Genomic DNA, 15000 nt, shown 5'->3' on the forward strand with positions numbered 1-15000 from the left:
GTGACATCAGCGGCGCGACATGTAGATGTCGAGCGCCTTGTGCAGCAGCTTGTTCAGCGGGAAGTCCCACTCGCCGAGGTACTCGGCGGCCTGCCCGCCCGTGCCCACCTTGAACTGGATCAGACCGAAGAGGTGGTCGGTCTCGTCCAGCGAGTCGGAGATACCGCGCAGGTCGTAGACGGTGGCGCCGAGCGCGTAGGCGTCGCGCAGCATCCGCCACTGCATCGCGTTCGAGGGCCGGACCTCGCGGCCGATGTTGTCGGAGGCGCCGTAGGAGTACCAGACGTGCCCACCGACGATCAGCATCGTCGCCGCCGACAGGTTCACGCCGTTGTGCCGGGCGAAGTACAGCCGCATGCGGTTGGGGTCCTCGCTGTTGAGGGCCGTCCACATGCGCTGGAAGTACGACAGCGGGCGCGGCCGGAAGTGGTCGCGCACGGCCGTGATCTCGTACAGCCGCTGCCATTCCTCGAGGTCCTGGTAGCCGCCCTGGACGACCTCGACGCCGGCCTTCTCGGCCTTCTTGATGTTGCGGCGCCACAGCTGGTTGAAGTTCTTGTGGACCTCTTCCAGGGAGCGGTTCGCCAGCGGCACCTGGTACACGTAGCGGGGCTGGACGTCGCCGAAGCCGGCGCCGCCGTCCTCGCCCTGCTGCCAGCCCATGCGGCGCAGCTTGTCGGCCACCTCGAAGGCGCGCGGCTCGATGTGGTCGGCCTCGATGTCACGCAGGCGCTTGACGTCCGGGTTCTGGATGCCCGCCTTGATGGAGGGGGCCTCCCAGCGCCGGATGATCACCGGCGGGCCCATCTTCACGGAGAAGGCGCCCTGCTGCTTCAGGTGCGCCAGCATCGGTTCGAGCCATTCCTGCAGATTCGGCGCGAACCAGTTGATGACCGGGCCCTCGGGCAGGTAGGCGAGGTAGCGCTTGATCTTGGGGAGCTGCCGGTAGAGGACCAGGCCGGCACCGACCAGCTCGCCCGTCCTGTCGTCGAACCACCCGAGGTTCTCGGAGCGCCACTCCGCCTTGACGTCAGCCCAGGCCGGGACCTGCATGTGGCTCGCCGACGGCAGGCTCTGGATGTAGGCCAGATGCTGCTCTCGACTGATGGTCCTCAGGGTCAGGCTCATTTCGGGGCGCTCCTCGGGCTGGTGTGTCCCCATAGGGTCAGGGGCTCCGGCTCTCGCGCGAAGCCTACTGCGCCTTGGATGCGCGCCGGTTGGGCGTACGGAACCTTCGCCCCGGCCCGTGAACGGCCGGGACGGCACTCAGTGTTCGGAAGGAGTGTCCCTGGCGTCAGTCGAGGAGACCGCCGAAGAGACCGCCGTGCGCCATGCCCAGGAAGAACCCGACGCCCGCGGCACCGAGGCCGAGGATCAGGCCGAAGCGCTCCCGGGTCGTCTCCGAGACCCACTGGCCGTACGCGCCGGTGAGAATGCCCACCAGGCCGGTCCAGGAGCTCAGCAGATGCAGGTCCTCGTCGACCAGTGCCGTGATGAACGACGTGATGCCCAGCACCAGGGTCACCGCGAGCAGGGTGTCCTGGAGGGGGTGGGGCTTGCCGTCCGTGGCGAAGAGGCCGCCGGCGGTGTTGGGTCGCAATGCCTGTGCCATAGGGCACCTCCTGCGAAAGTCGGCGCAACGTAGCGCCATACACACCCGATGTGTACAGATTGGCTGCCCTGACGGCCGGATTTCAACCGCAAGCCGCTATGCGGGTAGTCTGTACCGTCCGCACCGGTGTCTGCCCATGTCACGGCAGGGGCTTCTCCAGAGAACCCCCGATTGTCAGTGGTGGCCGATACCGTTGCCTACGCATCACAACCCTCCTGCCACGGAACGACCGTGGCCGCTGAGTCCAAAGGAGGTGGGTTCCACATGCGTCACTACGAGGTGATGGTCATCCTCGACCCCGAGGTCGAGGAGCGCGCTGTCTCTCCGTTGATCGAGAACTTCCTGTCTGTCGTCCGTGACGGCGGCGGAAAGGTCGAGAAGATCGACACTTGGGGCCGTCGTCGTCTCGCGTACGAGATCAAGAAGAAGCCCGAGGGCATCTACTCGGTCATCGACCTGCAGGCCGAGCCTGCGGTCGTCAAGGAGCTCGACCGCCAGATGAACCTGAACGAGTCGGTCCTCCGGACCAAGGTCCTCCGTCCCGAGATGCACTGAGCTTCCACGCTCAGCTGATCCCGGGATTCGAGTAGCAAGCAGCCAGAGCAAACCCGCCGAGAGGTTCCCCATGGCAGGCGAGACCGTCATCACGGTGGTCGGCAATCTTGTCGACGACCCCGAGCTGCGCTTCACCCCCTCCGGTGCGGCCGTCGCGAAGTTCCGTGTCGCGTCCACTCCCCGCACCTTCGACCGCCAGACGAACGAGTGGAAGGACGGCGAGAGCCTGTTCCTGACCTGCTCGGTCTGGCGTCAGGCGGCGGAGAACGTCGCCGAGTCGCTCCAGCGAGGCATGCGCGTCATCGTGCAGGGCCGGCTGAAGCAGCGGTCCTACGAGGACCGTGAGGGCGTCAAGCGCACGGTCTACGAGCTGGACGTCGAAGAAGTCGGCGCCAGCCTGCGCAACGCCACGGCCAAGGTCACCAAGACCACCGGCCGCGGTGGCCAGGGCGGCTACGGCGGCGGTGGTGGCGGCGGCCAGGGTGGCGGCGGCTGGGGCGGCGGCCCCGGTGGCGGCCAGCAGGGCGGCGGCGCTCCCGCCGACGACCCGTGGGCGACCGGCGCTCCCGCCGGTGGCAACCAGGGCGGTGGCGGCGGCTGGGGCGGTGGCTCCGGCGGCAGCGGCGGTGGCGGCGGCTACTCGGACGAACCCCCCTTCTAGGGCGGGTTCGCACCCCAACTTCTTGATCACACAGGAGATACACCATGGCGAAGCCGCCTGTGCGCAAGCCGAAGAAGAAGGTCTGCGCTTTCTGCAAGGACAAGGTCACGTACGTGGACTACAAGGACACGAACATGCTGCGGAAGTTCATTTCCGACCGCGGCAAGATCCGTGCCCGCCGCGTGACCGGCAACTGCACCCAGCACCAGCGTGACGTCGCCACGGCCGTGAAGAACAGCCGTGAGATGGCGCTGCTGCCCTACACCTCCACCGCGCGATAAGGGAAGGGTGACCGACACATGAAGATCATCCTCACCCACGAGGTCTCCGGCCTCGGTGCCGCGGGCGACGTCGTCGACGTCAAGGACGGTTACGCTCGCAACTACCTGATCCCGCGGAACTTCGCTATCCGCTGGACCAAGGGTGGCGAGAAGGACGTCGAGCAGATCCGTCGTGCTCGCAAGATCCACGAGATCCAGACCATCGAGCAGGCCAACCAGATCAAGGGCCAGCTCGAGGCGGTCAAGGTTCGTCTGGCCGTCCGCTCCGGCGACGCCGGTCGTCTCTTCGGTTCCGTCACCCCGGCCGACATCGCTTCCGCGATCAAGGCTTCCGGTGGCCCCGAGGTCGACAAGCGCCGCATCGAGCTGGGCTCGCCGATCAAGACGCTGGGCGCTCACGAGACGTCCGTGCGTCTGCACCCCGAGGTTGCCGCCAAGGTCAACATCGAGGTCGTCGCGGCCTGAGTGTCGCGCTCGCTGAGGCAGTGAGCGATGGGGTCGCACCCTTCGGGGTGCGGCCCCATCGCCGTTTCGGCGCCATCGTGTTTCACGTGAAACACGGTGTTTCACGTGAAACAGTCAACGCGGAGCCCGTCGGTCAGCGGGTCGCGCCCGTCACGATCCAGCGGCCCGAGCGGGTTCGGAGCCACAGCGTCGCCATCCGGACGGTCATCATCAGCGTCATGGTGGCCCACAGGGCGGTGAGCCCGCCGCCCAGTACCGGCACCAGCAGGGCGACCGGGGCGAAGACCGCGAGAGTGAGCAGCATCGCCCAGGCCAGGTAGGGGCCGTCGCCGGCGCCCATCAGGACTCCGTCCAGGACGAAGACAATGCCGGAGATCGGCTGTGAGAGGGCGACGATGAGCAGGGCGGGCAGCGCCGCGTCCTTGACCGCGGAGTCACTGGTGAACAGGGGCAGGAATGCCGGGCGGGCGATGACGACGAGGATGCCGAGGACGACTCCGACGGCGATCCCCCACTCGACCATGCGACGGCATGCTTCGCGGGCGCCTTGTGCGTCACCGGCTCCGAGGTAGCGCCCGATGATGGCCTGTCCCGCGATGGCGATGGCGTCCAGGGCGAAGGCGAGCAGGCTCCACAGGGACAGGATGATCTGGTGTGCGGCGATGTCGGCATCACCGAGACGGGCGGCGACGGCCGTGGCGATCATCAGGATTGCCCGCAGGGAGAGGGTGCGAACCAGCAGGGGCGCACCGGCCTGTGCAGAGGCCCTGATCCCGGCGGCGTCCGGGCGGAGCGAGGCACCGTGCTTGCGCGCACCGCGCACAACGACCACGAGATAGACCACGGCCATGCCCCACTGGGCGATGACGGTGCCCCAGGCGGATCCGGCGATCCCCAGGTCGGCGCCGTAGACGAGCCCTGCGTTGAGAGCACCGTTGGCGACGAAGCCGGCGATGGCGACGTAGAGAGGAGTCTTGGTGTCCTGGAGGCCGCGCAGGACACCGGTCGCGGCGAGTACGACGAGCATGGCCGGTATGCCGAGCGCCGAGATGCGCAGGTACGTGGTGGCGTAGGGAGCCGCCGCGTCCGAGGCGCCGAAAAGGTCCACGACGCCGGACGCCGTCGGTATGACGATGGCGACGACGGCAGCGCCGAGGAGCAGTGCCAGCCAGATGCCGTCCATGCCCTGGCGGATGGCGGCCTGGAGGTCGCCCGCGCCGACGCGGCGGGCGACCGCCGCTGTCGTGGCGTAGGCGAGGAAGACGAAGACACTGACGGCGGTCATCAGCAGGGCCGAGGCGACGCCGAGGCCGGCGAGTTGGGCCGTGCCCAGATGGCCCACGATCGCGGTGTCGGCCATGAGGAAGAGGGGCTCGGCGACGAGAGAGCCGAAGGCCGGCACGGCCAACGAGACGATCTCTCGGTCGTGCTGTCTCCGGCCGGTTCGGTGACGCGCGGGGGCCTGTGTCATGTGCACCAATCTAATCGTCCACAGGTAAGAGATGCAAAGGTTTTGCGCCCCTTACCTTCCGTCCAGCGGTACGCACTGCTGTGCACCATTCGAAGCGATCTTGCGCCAGTGGGGAAAGTTTTTCTTCTGCACAGCCGGTGGACGGCAAATGCGCAGGTCAGAGACGTCCGCCGGAGACGACTCGGTGCTTGTTCACAGGGCTGTCCACCGGGTCGTGCACAGGTTTTGAGGAGTTCTCCACAGCATCTGGGCCGTCGTCCACATGGCCTGTGGATAACCAGATTGGCTGAGCGTGCCGACAGGCCTAACGTGGTCCGGCGCCCGCTCCGTCCGCCGGTTTCCAAAGCGTCACAAAACCGGCGTTGGCTAACCGGAGTTGGGCGTCTCATTTGTCAGTGCCGTGCCGTAGAACAGAGGGGCACGGCGAGGTCTGCTGCGGCGGACGGGAGGAGGTGGCTCGGTGAGCATTTCCGAGCCCTTGGACGACCCGTGGGCCGACAGCGGTCCCAGTGATCGTCTGCCCGCCTCCCGCCGACGTGGCGATGGAGCCCGGGGCCGCGACGAGCAGCATGAGCGGGGCAGGGACAGCGGGGCATGGGACGGGGGCGCCGCCCCGGCGTTCGAGCGGGTACCGCCGCAGGACATCGAGGCCGAGCAGTCCGTCCTCGGCGGCATGCTGCTCTCCAAGGACGCCATCGCCGACGTCGTCGAGATCCTCAAGGGCCACGACTTCTACAAGCCGGCCCACGAGACGATCTACCAGGCCGTCCTCGACGTCTACGCCAAGGGCGAGCCGGCCGACCCCATCACGATCGCCGCCGAGCTCACCAAGCGCGGTGAGATCAACAAGGTCGGCGGAGCCTCCTATCTGCACACCCTCGTCCAGACGGTGCCCACGGCCGCCAACGCCGCCTACTACGCGGAGATCGTCCATGAGCGGGCCGTGCTGCGTCGCCTGGTCGAGGCGGGCACACGCATCACGCAGATGGGATACGCGGCCGACGACGACGTCGACGAGATCGTCAACCGCGCCCAGGCGGAGGTCTACGCGGTCACCGAGCAGCGCACCAGCGAGGACTATCTGCCGCTCGGCGACATCATGGAGGGCGCGCTCGACGAGATCGAGGCGATCGGCTCGCGCAGCGGTGAGATGACCGGTGTGCCCACGGGGTTCACGGACTTCGACTCGCTCACGAACGGGCTGCACCCGGGCCAGATGATCGTCATCGCCGCGCGTCCCGCCATGGGGAAGTCCACGCTCGCGCTGGACTTCGCGCGGGCCGCCTCGATCAAGAACAATCTGCCGAGCGTGATCTTCTCGCTCGAAATGGGGCGCAACGAGATCGCGATGCGTCTGCTGTCCGCCGAAGCCCGGGTCGCCCTGCACCACATGCGGTCGGGCACGATGACGGACGAGGACTGGACCCGCCTGGCCCGGCGGATGCCGGACGTCTCGGCGGCCCCGCTCTACATCGACGACTCCCCGAACCTGTCGATGATGGAGATCCGCGCCAAGTGCCGCCGCCTCAAGCAGCGGAACGACCTGCGGCTGGTGGTCATCGACTACCTCCAGTTGATGCAGTCCGGCGGTTCCAAGCGTGCTGAGAGCCGTCAGCAGGAGGTCTCGGACATGTCCCGTAACCTCAAGCTGCTGGCCAAGGAGCTGGAAATCCCGGTCATCGCGCTCTCCCAGCTGAACCGTGGTCCCGAGCAGCGCACGGACAAGAAGCCGATGGTCTCCGACCTGCGTGAGTCCGGTTCCATCGAGCAGGATGCCGACATGGTCATCCTGCTGCACCGCGAGGACGCCTACGAGAAGGAGTCGCCGCGCGCGGGCGAGGCGGACTTGATCGTGGCCAAGCACCGAAACGGCCCGACGGCGACGATCACGGTCGCCTTCCAGGGCCACTACTCGCGGTTCGTGGACATGGCGCAGACCTGAGCCGGTTGGCCGTGGCCGCATCTGACACGCTCCTTGGGGCCCTGCACCGGCGGCGAAATGAGGTCGACTCGCCGGTCCGGGCCAGGTGGACTTGGGCCATGACGACACCCAAGGAAGAACTGCTTCCCGCAACGAGTCGTGCGCTGCTGCACCGGATCGCCGTGGCACAGACACAGGGGCGGGCCCCGTCGCTGGTCGCGGCCGTTGTCCGGGACGGGCGGGCGGTGTGGCACGGCGCCAGGACATCGGTCGACGGGGAAGAGCCCGACGAGCACGTCCAGTACCGCATCGGCTCGATCACCAAGACCTTCACCGCCGTTCTCGTGATGCGCCTGCGGGACGAGGGACTGCTCGGGCTCGGGGATCCACTGGAGAAGTACGTGCCGGGCACCGGCGCGGGGGAGGCCACGATCGCCGAACTGCTCGCGCACACGGGCGGGCTGGCGGCCGAGTCGCCCGGTCCGTGGTGGGAGCGCACGCCCGGATCCCTGCGGCCCGGACTGTCCGACGTGCTCGGTGAGCAGCCTCTTCTGCACCCCGTCGGCCGACGGCACCACTACTCGAACCCTGGCTACACGTTGCTGGGCGCGCTCGTCGAGGAGCTGCGGGGGAGCTCCTGGGACGAGGCACTACGGCGTGAAGTGCTCGAACCACTGGGGCTCGACCGGACGGGCGTGCGACCGCGGGCCCCGCACGCGGGTGGCTGGGCCGTGCACCCGTGGGCCGACGTATTGCTGCCCGAGCCCGCCGAGGACCTCGGTCGTATGGCACCCGCCGGTCAACTCTGGTCGACCACGGCAGATCTGGCCCGGTTCGCGGCCTTCCTGGTGAGGGGCGACGAGAGGGTGCTGAGTGCCGAGTCCCTGCGGGAGATGCGGACCCCGGCGGCACCGGCGGAAGCCGCGGAAGTGATGTCCGGTGACGCCTACGGCCTCGGCATGCAGATTCAGCGCAGGCACGGCCGGCTGCTCGTAGGGCACAGCGGATCCCTGCCGGGCTTCCTGGCGAATGTGAGCATCAGCGTGGAGGACGACGTGGCGGCGGTCGTGCTGGCCAACTGCACCTCGGGTCCGCTGGTGTCCGGCGTCGCCGCCGATCTCGTCCGTATCGTTGCCGACGCGGAGCCGCGCATCCCCGCCCCATGGAGGCCACTGAGTGACGTCGACCCGTCGAGGCTGGAGCTGACGGGGCAGTGGTACTGGGGCACGTATGCCTTCGCCCTGCGGCTCACGGCCGACGGACTCGCTTCATTGGAGCCGTTGTCCGGCAACGGGCGACGCTCGCGGTTCCGACCGAACGGCGACGGCACCTGGACCGGCCTGGAGGGTTACTACGCGGGAGAGCTGCTGAAGGCCGTACGGCGGCCGGACGGGTCCGTGAGCCATCTGGACCTCGGTTCGTTCGTGTTCACGCGTCAGCCGTACGACGAAGGGGCTCCTGTGCCGGGCGGGGTCGACCCTGAGGGCTGGCGAGGGATCGGTTAGACGGTGACGTGGAGGGAGGGCCTGTTTCACGTGAAACAGGCCCTCCCCCCCCACGTCGGTCACAACGAGAGCTTGAAGCCCGTGTGGGAGGCCGTGAAGCCGAGCCGTTCGTAGAAGCGATGTGCGTCGGTTCGTGTGTTGTCGGAGGTCAGCTGGACCAATTGGCAGCCCTGACGCCGGGATTCATCGATCGCCCACTCGATGAGCTGTGTTCCCAGACCGCTGCCGCGCTCTTCGGCATGGACGCGTACGCCTTCGATGATCGACCTGGTGGCACCGCGTCGGGAGAGCCCGGGAATGATCGTGAGCTGGAGCGTGCCGACGACGCGGCCTTCCCGAACCGCCACGACCAAGCGCTGGTTCGGATCGGCGCTGAGCCGCTCCAGCGCGGCCAGATACGGGGTGAGGTCGTCGGGTGACTCGCGCTGTGCGCCCAGCGGGTCGTCCGCGAGCATGCCGACGATCGCGGGTAGGTCGTCGGCGGTCGCGGGGCGTATCTCAAGATCTCCCATGGGCCGCACCCTACGCAGCAACGACCGGGCGCTGCGCAGCAACGGCCGGATCCTGCGCGGGACGGCCGGTGCGAGCGGACTCTAAGCGGGCACCGGAGCCTTCAGCGTCTCCACGACCCGGACCAGCGGGGCCAGCTCCGGATTCTTCGCCGCCTCGTCGAGGGCCGCGCGCAGGGCGGCGTCGTTGGTCGGCCGGGCTTCTTCGAGCAGCTTGAGGCCTGCCTCGGTGACGTTCGTGTAGATGCCCCGGCGGTCGGTGGGGCACAGGTAGCGCTCCAGGAGGCCGCGGTCCTCGAGTCGGGTGACCAGACGTGTGGTGGCGCTCTGGCTGAGGACGACCGCGTCGGCGACCTGCTTCATCTGGAGATGGCCACCGTCTCCGTCGTGCTGCCGGCTGAGCACGTCGAGCAGGGAGTACTCGCGCGCGCTGAGGTCGTGCTTGGCCTGGAGAGCGCGCTCGATGCGGGCCTCGATCCTCCCGTGCAGCAGGGAGAGGGCGCACCAGCTCTGGGCGAGAGCGGTGAGCGCGGGGTCCGTCGCTGTCATTGGCGTTTCCTCCGTCCCGGAGCGGCTGACACCCAGGATAGAGCAGTCCTGCAATTGACGGCGCTTGCAGTTAGCCCGCGTGTGCAACTATTGTAAGCGCACGCAAAGCGCTCCTGCAATCGTCTGGGAAGGTGTACCCCTCCATGCCTCTCGCGCTTCTGGCCCTCGCGATCGGGGCCTTCGGGATCGGCACGACCGAGTTCGTGATCATGGGGTTGCTGCCCGAGGTCGCGGGCGACTACGGGGTTTCCATCCCCACCGCCGGCTACCTGGTGACCGGCTACGCCCTCGGTGTCATGTTCGGCGCCCCGCTGATGACCGTTCTGGGCACCAAGGTCTCCCGCAAGCGGATCCTGATGCTGCTGATGGGCCTGTTCATCGTCGGCAACCTGCTCTCGGCACTCGCTCCCGCCTTCGCCGTCATGCTGATCGGCCGGATCGTCGCCTCGCTGGCCCACGGCGCCTTCTTCGGGATCGGCTCGGTCGTCGCGGCGGACCTCGTCGCCCCGGACAAGAAGGCCGGAGCCATCGCGATGATGTTCACGGGCCTGACCGTCGCCAACGTCGTCGGCGTTCCACTGGGCACGCTCGTCGGGCAGTCCGTCGGCTGGCGGGTGACCTTCGGCATCGTCGCCGCCCTCGGCGTCGTCGGCCTGGCCGGCATCGCCCGGCTCGTCCCCGACATGCCCAAGCCGGAGGGGGTGCGCCTGCGGCACGAACTCGCCGCCTTCAAGAACGTGCAGGTGCTGCTCGCGATGGCGATGACCGTCCTCGGCTTCGGCGGCGTCTTCGCGGCCATCACTTACATCGCCCCGATGATGACCCACACCGCGGGCTTCGCCGACGGCTCCGTCACCTGGCTGCTGGTCCTCTTCGGTCTCGGCATGGTCGGCGGCAACCTCGTGGGCGGCAAGTTCGCCGACCGCGCCCTCATGCCCATGCTGTACGTCTCCCTGGGCGCTCTGGCCGTCGTCCTGGCGCTGTTCACCCTCACCGCGCACAACAAGCTGCTGTCGGCCGTCACGATCACCCTGATCGGCGCCCTGGGCTTCGCCAGCGTCCCGCCGCTCCAGAAGCGGGTCCTCGACCAGGCGCACGGCGCGCCGACGCTGGCCTCCGCCGTGAACATCGGCGCCTTCAACCTCGGCAACGCTCTGTCCGCTTGGCTCGGCGGCCTCGTGATCGCGGCGGGCTTCGGCTACACCGCCCCCAACTGGGTCGGTGCCGTCCTGGCCGCGGGAGCCCTGGGCCTGGCCCTCGTCTCGTCCGCCCTCGAACGCCGCGCCGGAGCTCCCAGCACCGTCGTCACGGGGTCCGCGTCGGCCGAGCAGCGGGCCGCCATCCACCACTGAGCCACCGGGCCGACCAGGTACACCGCCTGCCTCCGGCCCGGATCAGCACGATCCAGCGAATTCCAGGAGAACCACCTCATGAGCACCACCACCGCAGTCGCCCCGCTGACCACCCAGGACGCCGACATCCTCGTCACCGCCGCCCGGCGTGCCGCCGAGGCCGCAGGTGTCACGGTCAGCGTCACCGTCGTGGACGCCGGCGGCCATCTGCTCGCCTTCCGGCGTGACGACCGTGCCGTGCTGATCTCCGGCGAGACCAGCACCCGCAAGGCCTACACGGCTCTCCAGCTGAACGCGCCCACTGCCGACCTCGTCGACGCCGTGCAGCCCGGAGGCCTCTTCCACAGCCTGCCCACCGCGCTCGACCGGCCGCTGCTGTTCATCGCAGGCGGTGTGCCGGTGCGTCGCGACGGCCGCCTGATCGGCGCGCTCGGTGTCGGCGGTGGTGCGCCGGAGCAGGACCACGCCTTCGCCACGGCGGCTGTGGAGGCACTCGCCTGACGGGCCGCTTCAGCAACACGACGTCGGCTCCCTGATACCCCCGGGAGCCGACGTTGTCGTAAAGGGGCCCTTCAGCCCGCCGCGACCGTGACCGGGGCGAACCGACGGCTCCAGTCGCCGGGCAGCTCGGTGATCCCGTACGACATCACCGAGTTGAAGGCGACGGGCGCCAGACCGCGGTCCTTCACCCACGCGAGCAGCTCGGTGTGCCGGACGTCGATGTCGGTGCGCAGGGGACGGTCGGTGTGGGCGGCGAGGGAGGCGATGAGCGCTTGGGCCACCGACGTGTCACGCGCGATGAGCGGACCGACGACATGGGTGTCCATGTTGGGCCAGGCGGCCGCGTAGCCGATGATCCGCCCGTCCTCCTCCGCCACGCGCAACTGGTCGGCGAAGGCCGGCAGTCGGGTGACGATGTGGGTGCGGTCGGTCCCGAACGCCTGCTCGTCGAGCCGGAGGATCGCAGCGAGATCCTCGGCGGTCGCGGCACGGGTGGCGACCGTCGGCTGCGGCCCGCCGGGAGTGAAACGCCCGGCCACCATCTCCGCCCGCCCGGTGAGCTTGAAGCCGAGTTCCTCGTAGAGGGGTCGGCCGTACGGCGTGGCATGCAGGGTGAGGGGTGTGGTGCCCATCGCCGAGATGACGTGGCGCATCAGTCGGCGTCCCACGCCCTGGCGGGCGTGCCGTTCGGCGACGAGGACCATGCCGATCGCCGCGAGGGCGGGGCGCTCCTGCGGTCCGTACTCGGTGACGACACAGGCGCTCACGAGGCCGCCGTCCGGGTCGTCGATGCCATAGCCCTGTCCGGCCGTGAGGAGGAAGCCCCACTTGTGCTCCTCCCGTAGCCACCCCCGGTCCTCGGACAAGTCGGCGCAGGCGGCGAGATCGCGGAGCGTCAGACGGCGGATGGGCAGAGAGGCAAGGGAAGGAGTCGGCACGCAGGTCAGGCTGTCCGACCGGAGCCCCTGACGTCCACCTCTTTCCCCAGAGCCGTACGAGATTTTGGCCAGTTGTAGCCGGCTGCACAGAGCGCGGACAGACACCAGACGTTTCACGTGAAACACAGGTGAGTCGCCGGGTATTGACCATGTTGGTGATCGCGCTGTGCCCTCATTCGTGACGGGGCAAGGGGGGACTTGTGTGCACAGCGGTGGCCGGTAGGGTCGACTCCGGTTCACGTTCGGGGCGGGCGACCTGTTCTGTGTGGGCCACGTACAGGGCAATGCAGCCTAACGGGATGGAGAGATCGAAGACCGCGTTTCCGGTTATGCGACTGAGCCTCCCAGGCGAGTGGGATGCTCAGGTGGGATTACTGCGGCCAATGTCACACTCTCGCCTTACTTGTCCGTAGAGAGCCGGAACACGGGTTGAATGTGGCCGCATTGGCCGCGACACGGATGGGAACGCAGTCCGTCCACGGGGGAAAGCAGGCACCTTCCGACTGGGAAGTGCGCAGACCGACCGAAAGATGCTCGAGGCGAGGCACACCATGGACGCTCCGACCACCACGTCTGCCGACAACGGCACTTCTGGCGGCGGGGGCGACTGGTTCACGCCCCGCACCAAGCCGACGGCGACACCTGAAGACGAGCCCGGGACGCCGGACGGCCGCCGCCCGGCTGTGATACGCCCGGTGGGACGGCAGACGACCGCTCCGGAAACGCCGGCAGACGGCAAAGCTGCTGCACCCGCCGCGCCGACAGCCAGCGTGAGCACCGGTGCGCCGGACCAGGAGCGCGAGTCCCCGGACGCTATACCCGTGCCCGGCCCCATGGCCGAGCCCTCCGCCCCGTCGTCACCACGACCCGCGACCACGACGGTCACACCGGGCCCGGTGCCGTTCGCCTCCACAACAGGTCCTCCCGACGAGCCGCGTGTTCCCCCTCAGCGGCCCGGACCGGTGTCGCCCCCGGGACCGGCAGCCTCCGCCCCGGCCAGGGAAGCGTCCCCGGACGCCGTCCTCGTTCGCCGAGCGATGGCAGAGGTGTCACCCGTGGCCGACAAGGTCACCTCGTACTTCTACGCTCTGCTCTTCGTCCGCCACCCGGACCTGCGCCCGCTCTTCCCGGCCGCGATGGACACCCAGCGGGACCGGCTGCTCAGGGCGCTGCTCACGGCCGCCGAGCACATCGACAACACCGATGTCCTGGTCGACTACCTGCGGAACCTCGGCCGGGGCCACCGGAAGTACGGGACGCGGGCCGAGCACTACCCGGCCGTCGGCGAATGCCTGATCGGCGCGCTCAGCAAGTACGCCGCCGGGGTCTGGGACGAGGAGATGGAGGCGGCCTGGATACGGACGTACACCACGATCTCCCAGATCATGATCGACGCGGCGGCCGCCGACGAACTGCGTGCCCCGGCCTGGTGGTACGCCGAGATCGTCACACACGACCTCAGGACCCCGGACGTCGCCGTCATCACCGTCCGCCCCGACCAGCCCTACCCCTTCCTCGCCGGGCAGTACACGAGCCTGGAGACTCCCTGGTGGCCCCGGATATGGCGGCACTACTCCTTCGCCTCGGCACCCCGCTCCGACGGCCTGCTGTCGTTCCACGTGAAGGCCGTCCCGGCGGGCTGGGTCTCCAACGCCCTGGTGCACCGCGCCCGGCCGGGTGACATCGTCCGGCTCGGCCCGCCCGCCGGCTCCATGACCGTGGACCACACCACCGACAGCGGGCTGCTCTGTCTGGGCGGCGGCACCGGCATAGCGCCCATCAAGGCGCTGGTCGAGGACGTCGCCGAGCACGGGGAACGCCGGCCGGTCGAGGTCTTCTACGGTGCCCGCACCGACCACGACCTGTACGACATCGACACCATGCTCCGCCTCCAGCAGAGCCACCCCTGGCTCTCGGTCCGCGCGATCATCGACCAGCTGGCTCACCAGCAGCTTCCGGACGCGGTACGCGCCTATGGGCCGTGGAACGAGTACGACGCCTACTTGTCGGGCCCGCCCGGGATGATCCGCAGCGGTGTGGACGCCCTGCGGGACATCGGCATCCCGTCGGAGCGCATACGGCACGACTCCGTGGAAGAACTGGTCGTGGCCGGGTCCTGATCCTCCTCCGGTGTCAGCCCAGGTCAGGGGCGTGCATGGCGAGTACGCCCTCGATGTTGCCGTCCAGGTAGTGCCGCAGCGACAGCGGAACGAGATGGACGGAGGCGATTCCGACCCGGGTGAAGGGCACGCGGACGATCTCGTACTCGCCGACCGGCTCGTCCACCTCGGGGCCGTGGCGGAGCGAGGGATCCATGGACTCCAGGCGGCAGACGAAGAAGTGCTGCACCTTCACACCGGTCGCCCCGCCGTCGTCCCCGATGTGCTCCACGGTGTCCACGAAGCAGGGCACCACGTCGGTGACCTTCGCGCCGAGCTCCTCGTACACCTCGCGGTGCAAGGCATCGACAACGGTCGGGTCGCTGGGTTCGACTCCGCCGCCGGGAGTGAGCCAGTAGGGATCCATGCCCGGCTTGGTGCGCTTGATCAGGATCAGGTCGTCACCGTCCAGCAGAACGGCACGGGCGGTGCGCTTGACCACAGGTCGGACGGTCATGGGTGAAATGTGGCCCGGTTGGTTCCACGTGAAACATCGCGAAACGTCACCGGCCGAGCTCCCA

At 68.7% G+C, this 15000-nt stretch carries 16 protein-coding genes; 9 read left to right on the plus strand and 7 right to left on the minus strand.

Annotated features, from left to right (window positions below; genetic code table 11):
• Positions 1-6: 6 nt before the first annotated feature.
• The gene (gene femX / locus ABFX81_RS10065; protein ID WP_086846504.1) at positions 7-1128 is read right to left on the minus strand and encodes a peptidoglycan bridge formation glycyltransferase FemX; all 1122 of its coding nucleotides are present in this window, start codon (positions 1126-1128) and stop codon (positions 7-9) included.
• A gap of 166 nt (positions 1129-1294) precedes the next feature.
• Positions 1295-1612 carry a hypothetical protein gene (locus ABFX81_RS10070; RefSeq protein WP_086846506.1) on the minus strand — a complete coding sequence of 106 codons (318 nt, stop codon included), beginning with the start codon at positions 1610-1612 and terminating at the stop codon, positions 1295-1297.
• A gap of 264 nt (positions 1613-1876) precedes the next feature.
• Here ABFX81_RS10070 and rpsF point away from each other — a divergent pair, with 264 nt between their 5' ends.
• The 4 genes from rpsF to rplI all read left to right on the plus strand — a co-directional run bounded on the left by rpsF (position 1877) and on the right by rplI (position 3574).
• Positions 1877-2167 carry a 30S ribosomal protein S6 gene (gene rpsF / locus ABFX81_RS10075; RefSeq protein WP_086846508.1) on the plus strand — a complete coding sequence of 97 codons (291 nt, stop codon included), beginning with the start codon at positions 1877-1879 and terminating at the stop codon, positions 2165-2167.
• Between the two features lie 70 nt (positions 2168-2237).
• Positions 2238-2828 (plus strand): single-stranded DNA-binding protein, encoded by a 591-nt coding sequence (locus ABFX81_RS10080; RefSeq protein ID WP_346137922.1) that lies wholly within the window; start codon positions 2238-2240, stop codon positions 2826-2828.
• A gap of 44 nt (positions 2829-2872) precedes the next feature.
• Positions 2873-3109, plus strand: a complete 237-nt coding sequence (gene rpsR, locus ABFX81_RS10085) for a 30S ribosomal protein S18 (protein WP_003949403.1) — start codon at positions 2873-2875, stop codon at positions 3107-3109.
• An 18-nt stretch (positions 3110-3127) separates the two neighbouring features.
• Positions 3128-3574: a 50S ribosomal protein L9 gene (rplI, locus tag ABFX81_RS10090; protein WP_086599149.1), complete on the plus strand. Its 447-nt coding sequence runs from the start codon at positions 3128-3130 to the stop codon at positions 3572-3574.
• 133 nt (positions 3575-3707) lie between these two features.
• Here the strand turns inward: rplI and ABFX81_RS10095 are convergent, their stop codons facing one another.
• Entirely contained in the window at positions 3708-5054 is a 1347-nt protein-coding gene (locus ABFX81_RS10095) for an MATE family efflux transporter (RefSeq protein ID WP_086847978.1), read from the minus strand.
• Positions 5055-5505: 451 nt separating this feature from the next.
• Between ABFX81_RS10095 and dnaB the strand changes: the two genes are divergently transcribed.
• Together dnaB and ABFX81_RS10105 are read left to right on the plus strand one after the other, a co-directional pair.
• Positions 5506-6987 (plus strand): replicative DNA helicase, encoded by a 1482-nt coding sequence (dnaB, locus tag ABFX81_RS10100; protein ID WP_086847976.1) that lies wholly within the window; start codon positions 5506-5508, stop codon positions 6985-6987.
• A gap of 98 nt (positions 6988-7085) precedes the next feature.
• On the plus strand, positions 7086-8471 hold the full coding sequence (locus tag ABFX81_RS10105) for a serine hydrolase (RefSeq protein WP_086847974.1): 1386 nt from the start codon (positions 7086-7088) through the stop codon (positions 8469-8471).
• A gap of 59 nt (positions 8472-8530) precedes the next feature.
• Here ABFX81_RS10105 and ABFX81_RS10110 read toward each other — a convergent pair whose 3' ends face one another.
• A complete protein-coding gene (locus tag ABFX81_RS10110) occupies positions 8531-8983 on the minus strand; it encodes a GNAT family N-acetyltransferase (protein ID WP_086847972.1) in 453 nt (150 codons plus the stop codon).
• Positions 8984-9064: 81 nt separating this feature from the next.
• Entirely contained in the window at positions 9065-9529 is a 465-nt protein-coding gene (locus ABFX81_RS10115) for a MarR family winged helix-turn-helix transcriptional regulator (RefSeq protein ID WP_086847970.1), read from the minus strand.
• 143 nt (positions 9530-9672) lie between these two features.
• On the opposite strand from ABFX81_RS10115, the gene ABFX81_RS10120 reads away from it, so the two are divergent.
• Together ABFX81_RS10120 and ABFX81_RS10125 are read left to right on the plus strand one after the other, a co-directional pair.
• On the plus strand, positions 9673-10881 hold the full coding sequence (locus ABFX81_RS10120) for an MFS transporter (protein WP_086847968.1): 1209 nt from the start codon (positions 9673-9675) through the stop codon (positions 10879-10881).
• A gap of 78 nt (positions 10882-10959) precedes the next feature.
• Complete coding sequence (locus ABFX81_RS10125) at positions 10960-11382, plus strand: heme-binding protein (RefSeq protein WP_086847965.1); 423 nt, start codon at positions 10960-10962, stop codon at positions 11380-11382.
• Between the two features lie 71 nt (positions 11383-11453).
• Here the strand turns inward: ABFX81_RS10125 and ABFX81_RS10130 are convergent, their stop codons facing one another.
• On the minus strand, positions 11454-12320 hold the full coding sequence (locus ABFX81_RS10130; protein WP_086847963.1) for a GNAT family N-acetyltransferase: 867 nt from the start codon (positions 12318-12320) through the stop codon (positions 11454-11456).
• 551 nt (positions 12321-12871) lie between these two features.
• Between ABFX81_RS10130 and ABFX81_RS10135 the strand changes: the two genes are divergently transcribed.
• Positions 12872-14440 (plus strand): globin domain-containing protein, encoded by a 1569-nt coding sequence (locus ABFX81_RS10135; RefSeq protein WP_428837154.1) that lies wholly within the window; start codon positions 12872-12874, stop codon positions 14438-14440.
• A 13-nt stretch (positions 14441-14453) separates the two neighbouring features.
• Here ABFX81_RS10135 and ABFX81_RS10140 read toward each other — a convergent pair whose 3' ends face one another.
• Positions 14454-14936, minus strand: coding sequence for an NUDIX domain-containing protein (locus ABFX81_RS10140; RefSeq protein WP_086847958.1), 483 nt, complete (start codon positions 14934-14936; stop codon positions 14454-14456).
• Positions 14937-15000 lie beyond the last annotated feature (64 nt).

The sequence above is a fragment of the Streptomyces coeruleofuscus genome (genome assembly GCF_039532725.1).
Lineage (GTDB): Bacteria > Actinomycetota > Actinomycetes > Streptomycetales > Streptomycetaceae > Streptomyces > Streptomyces coeruleofuscus.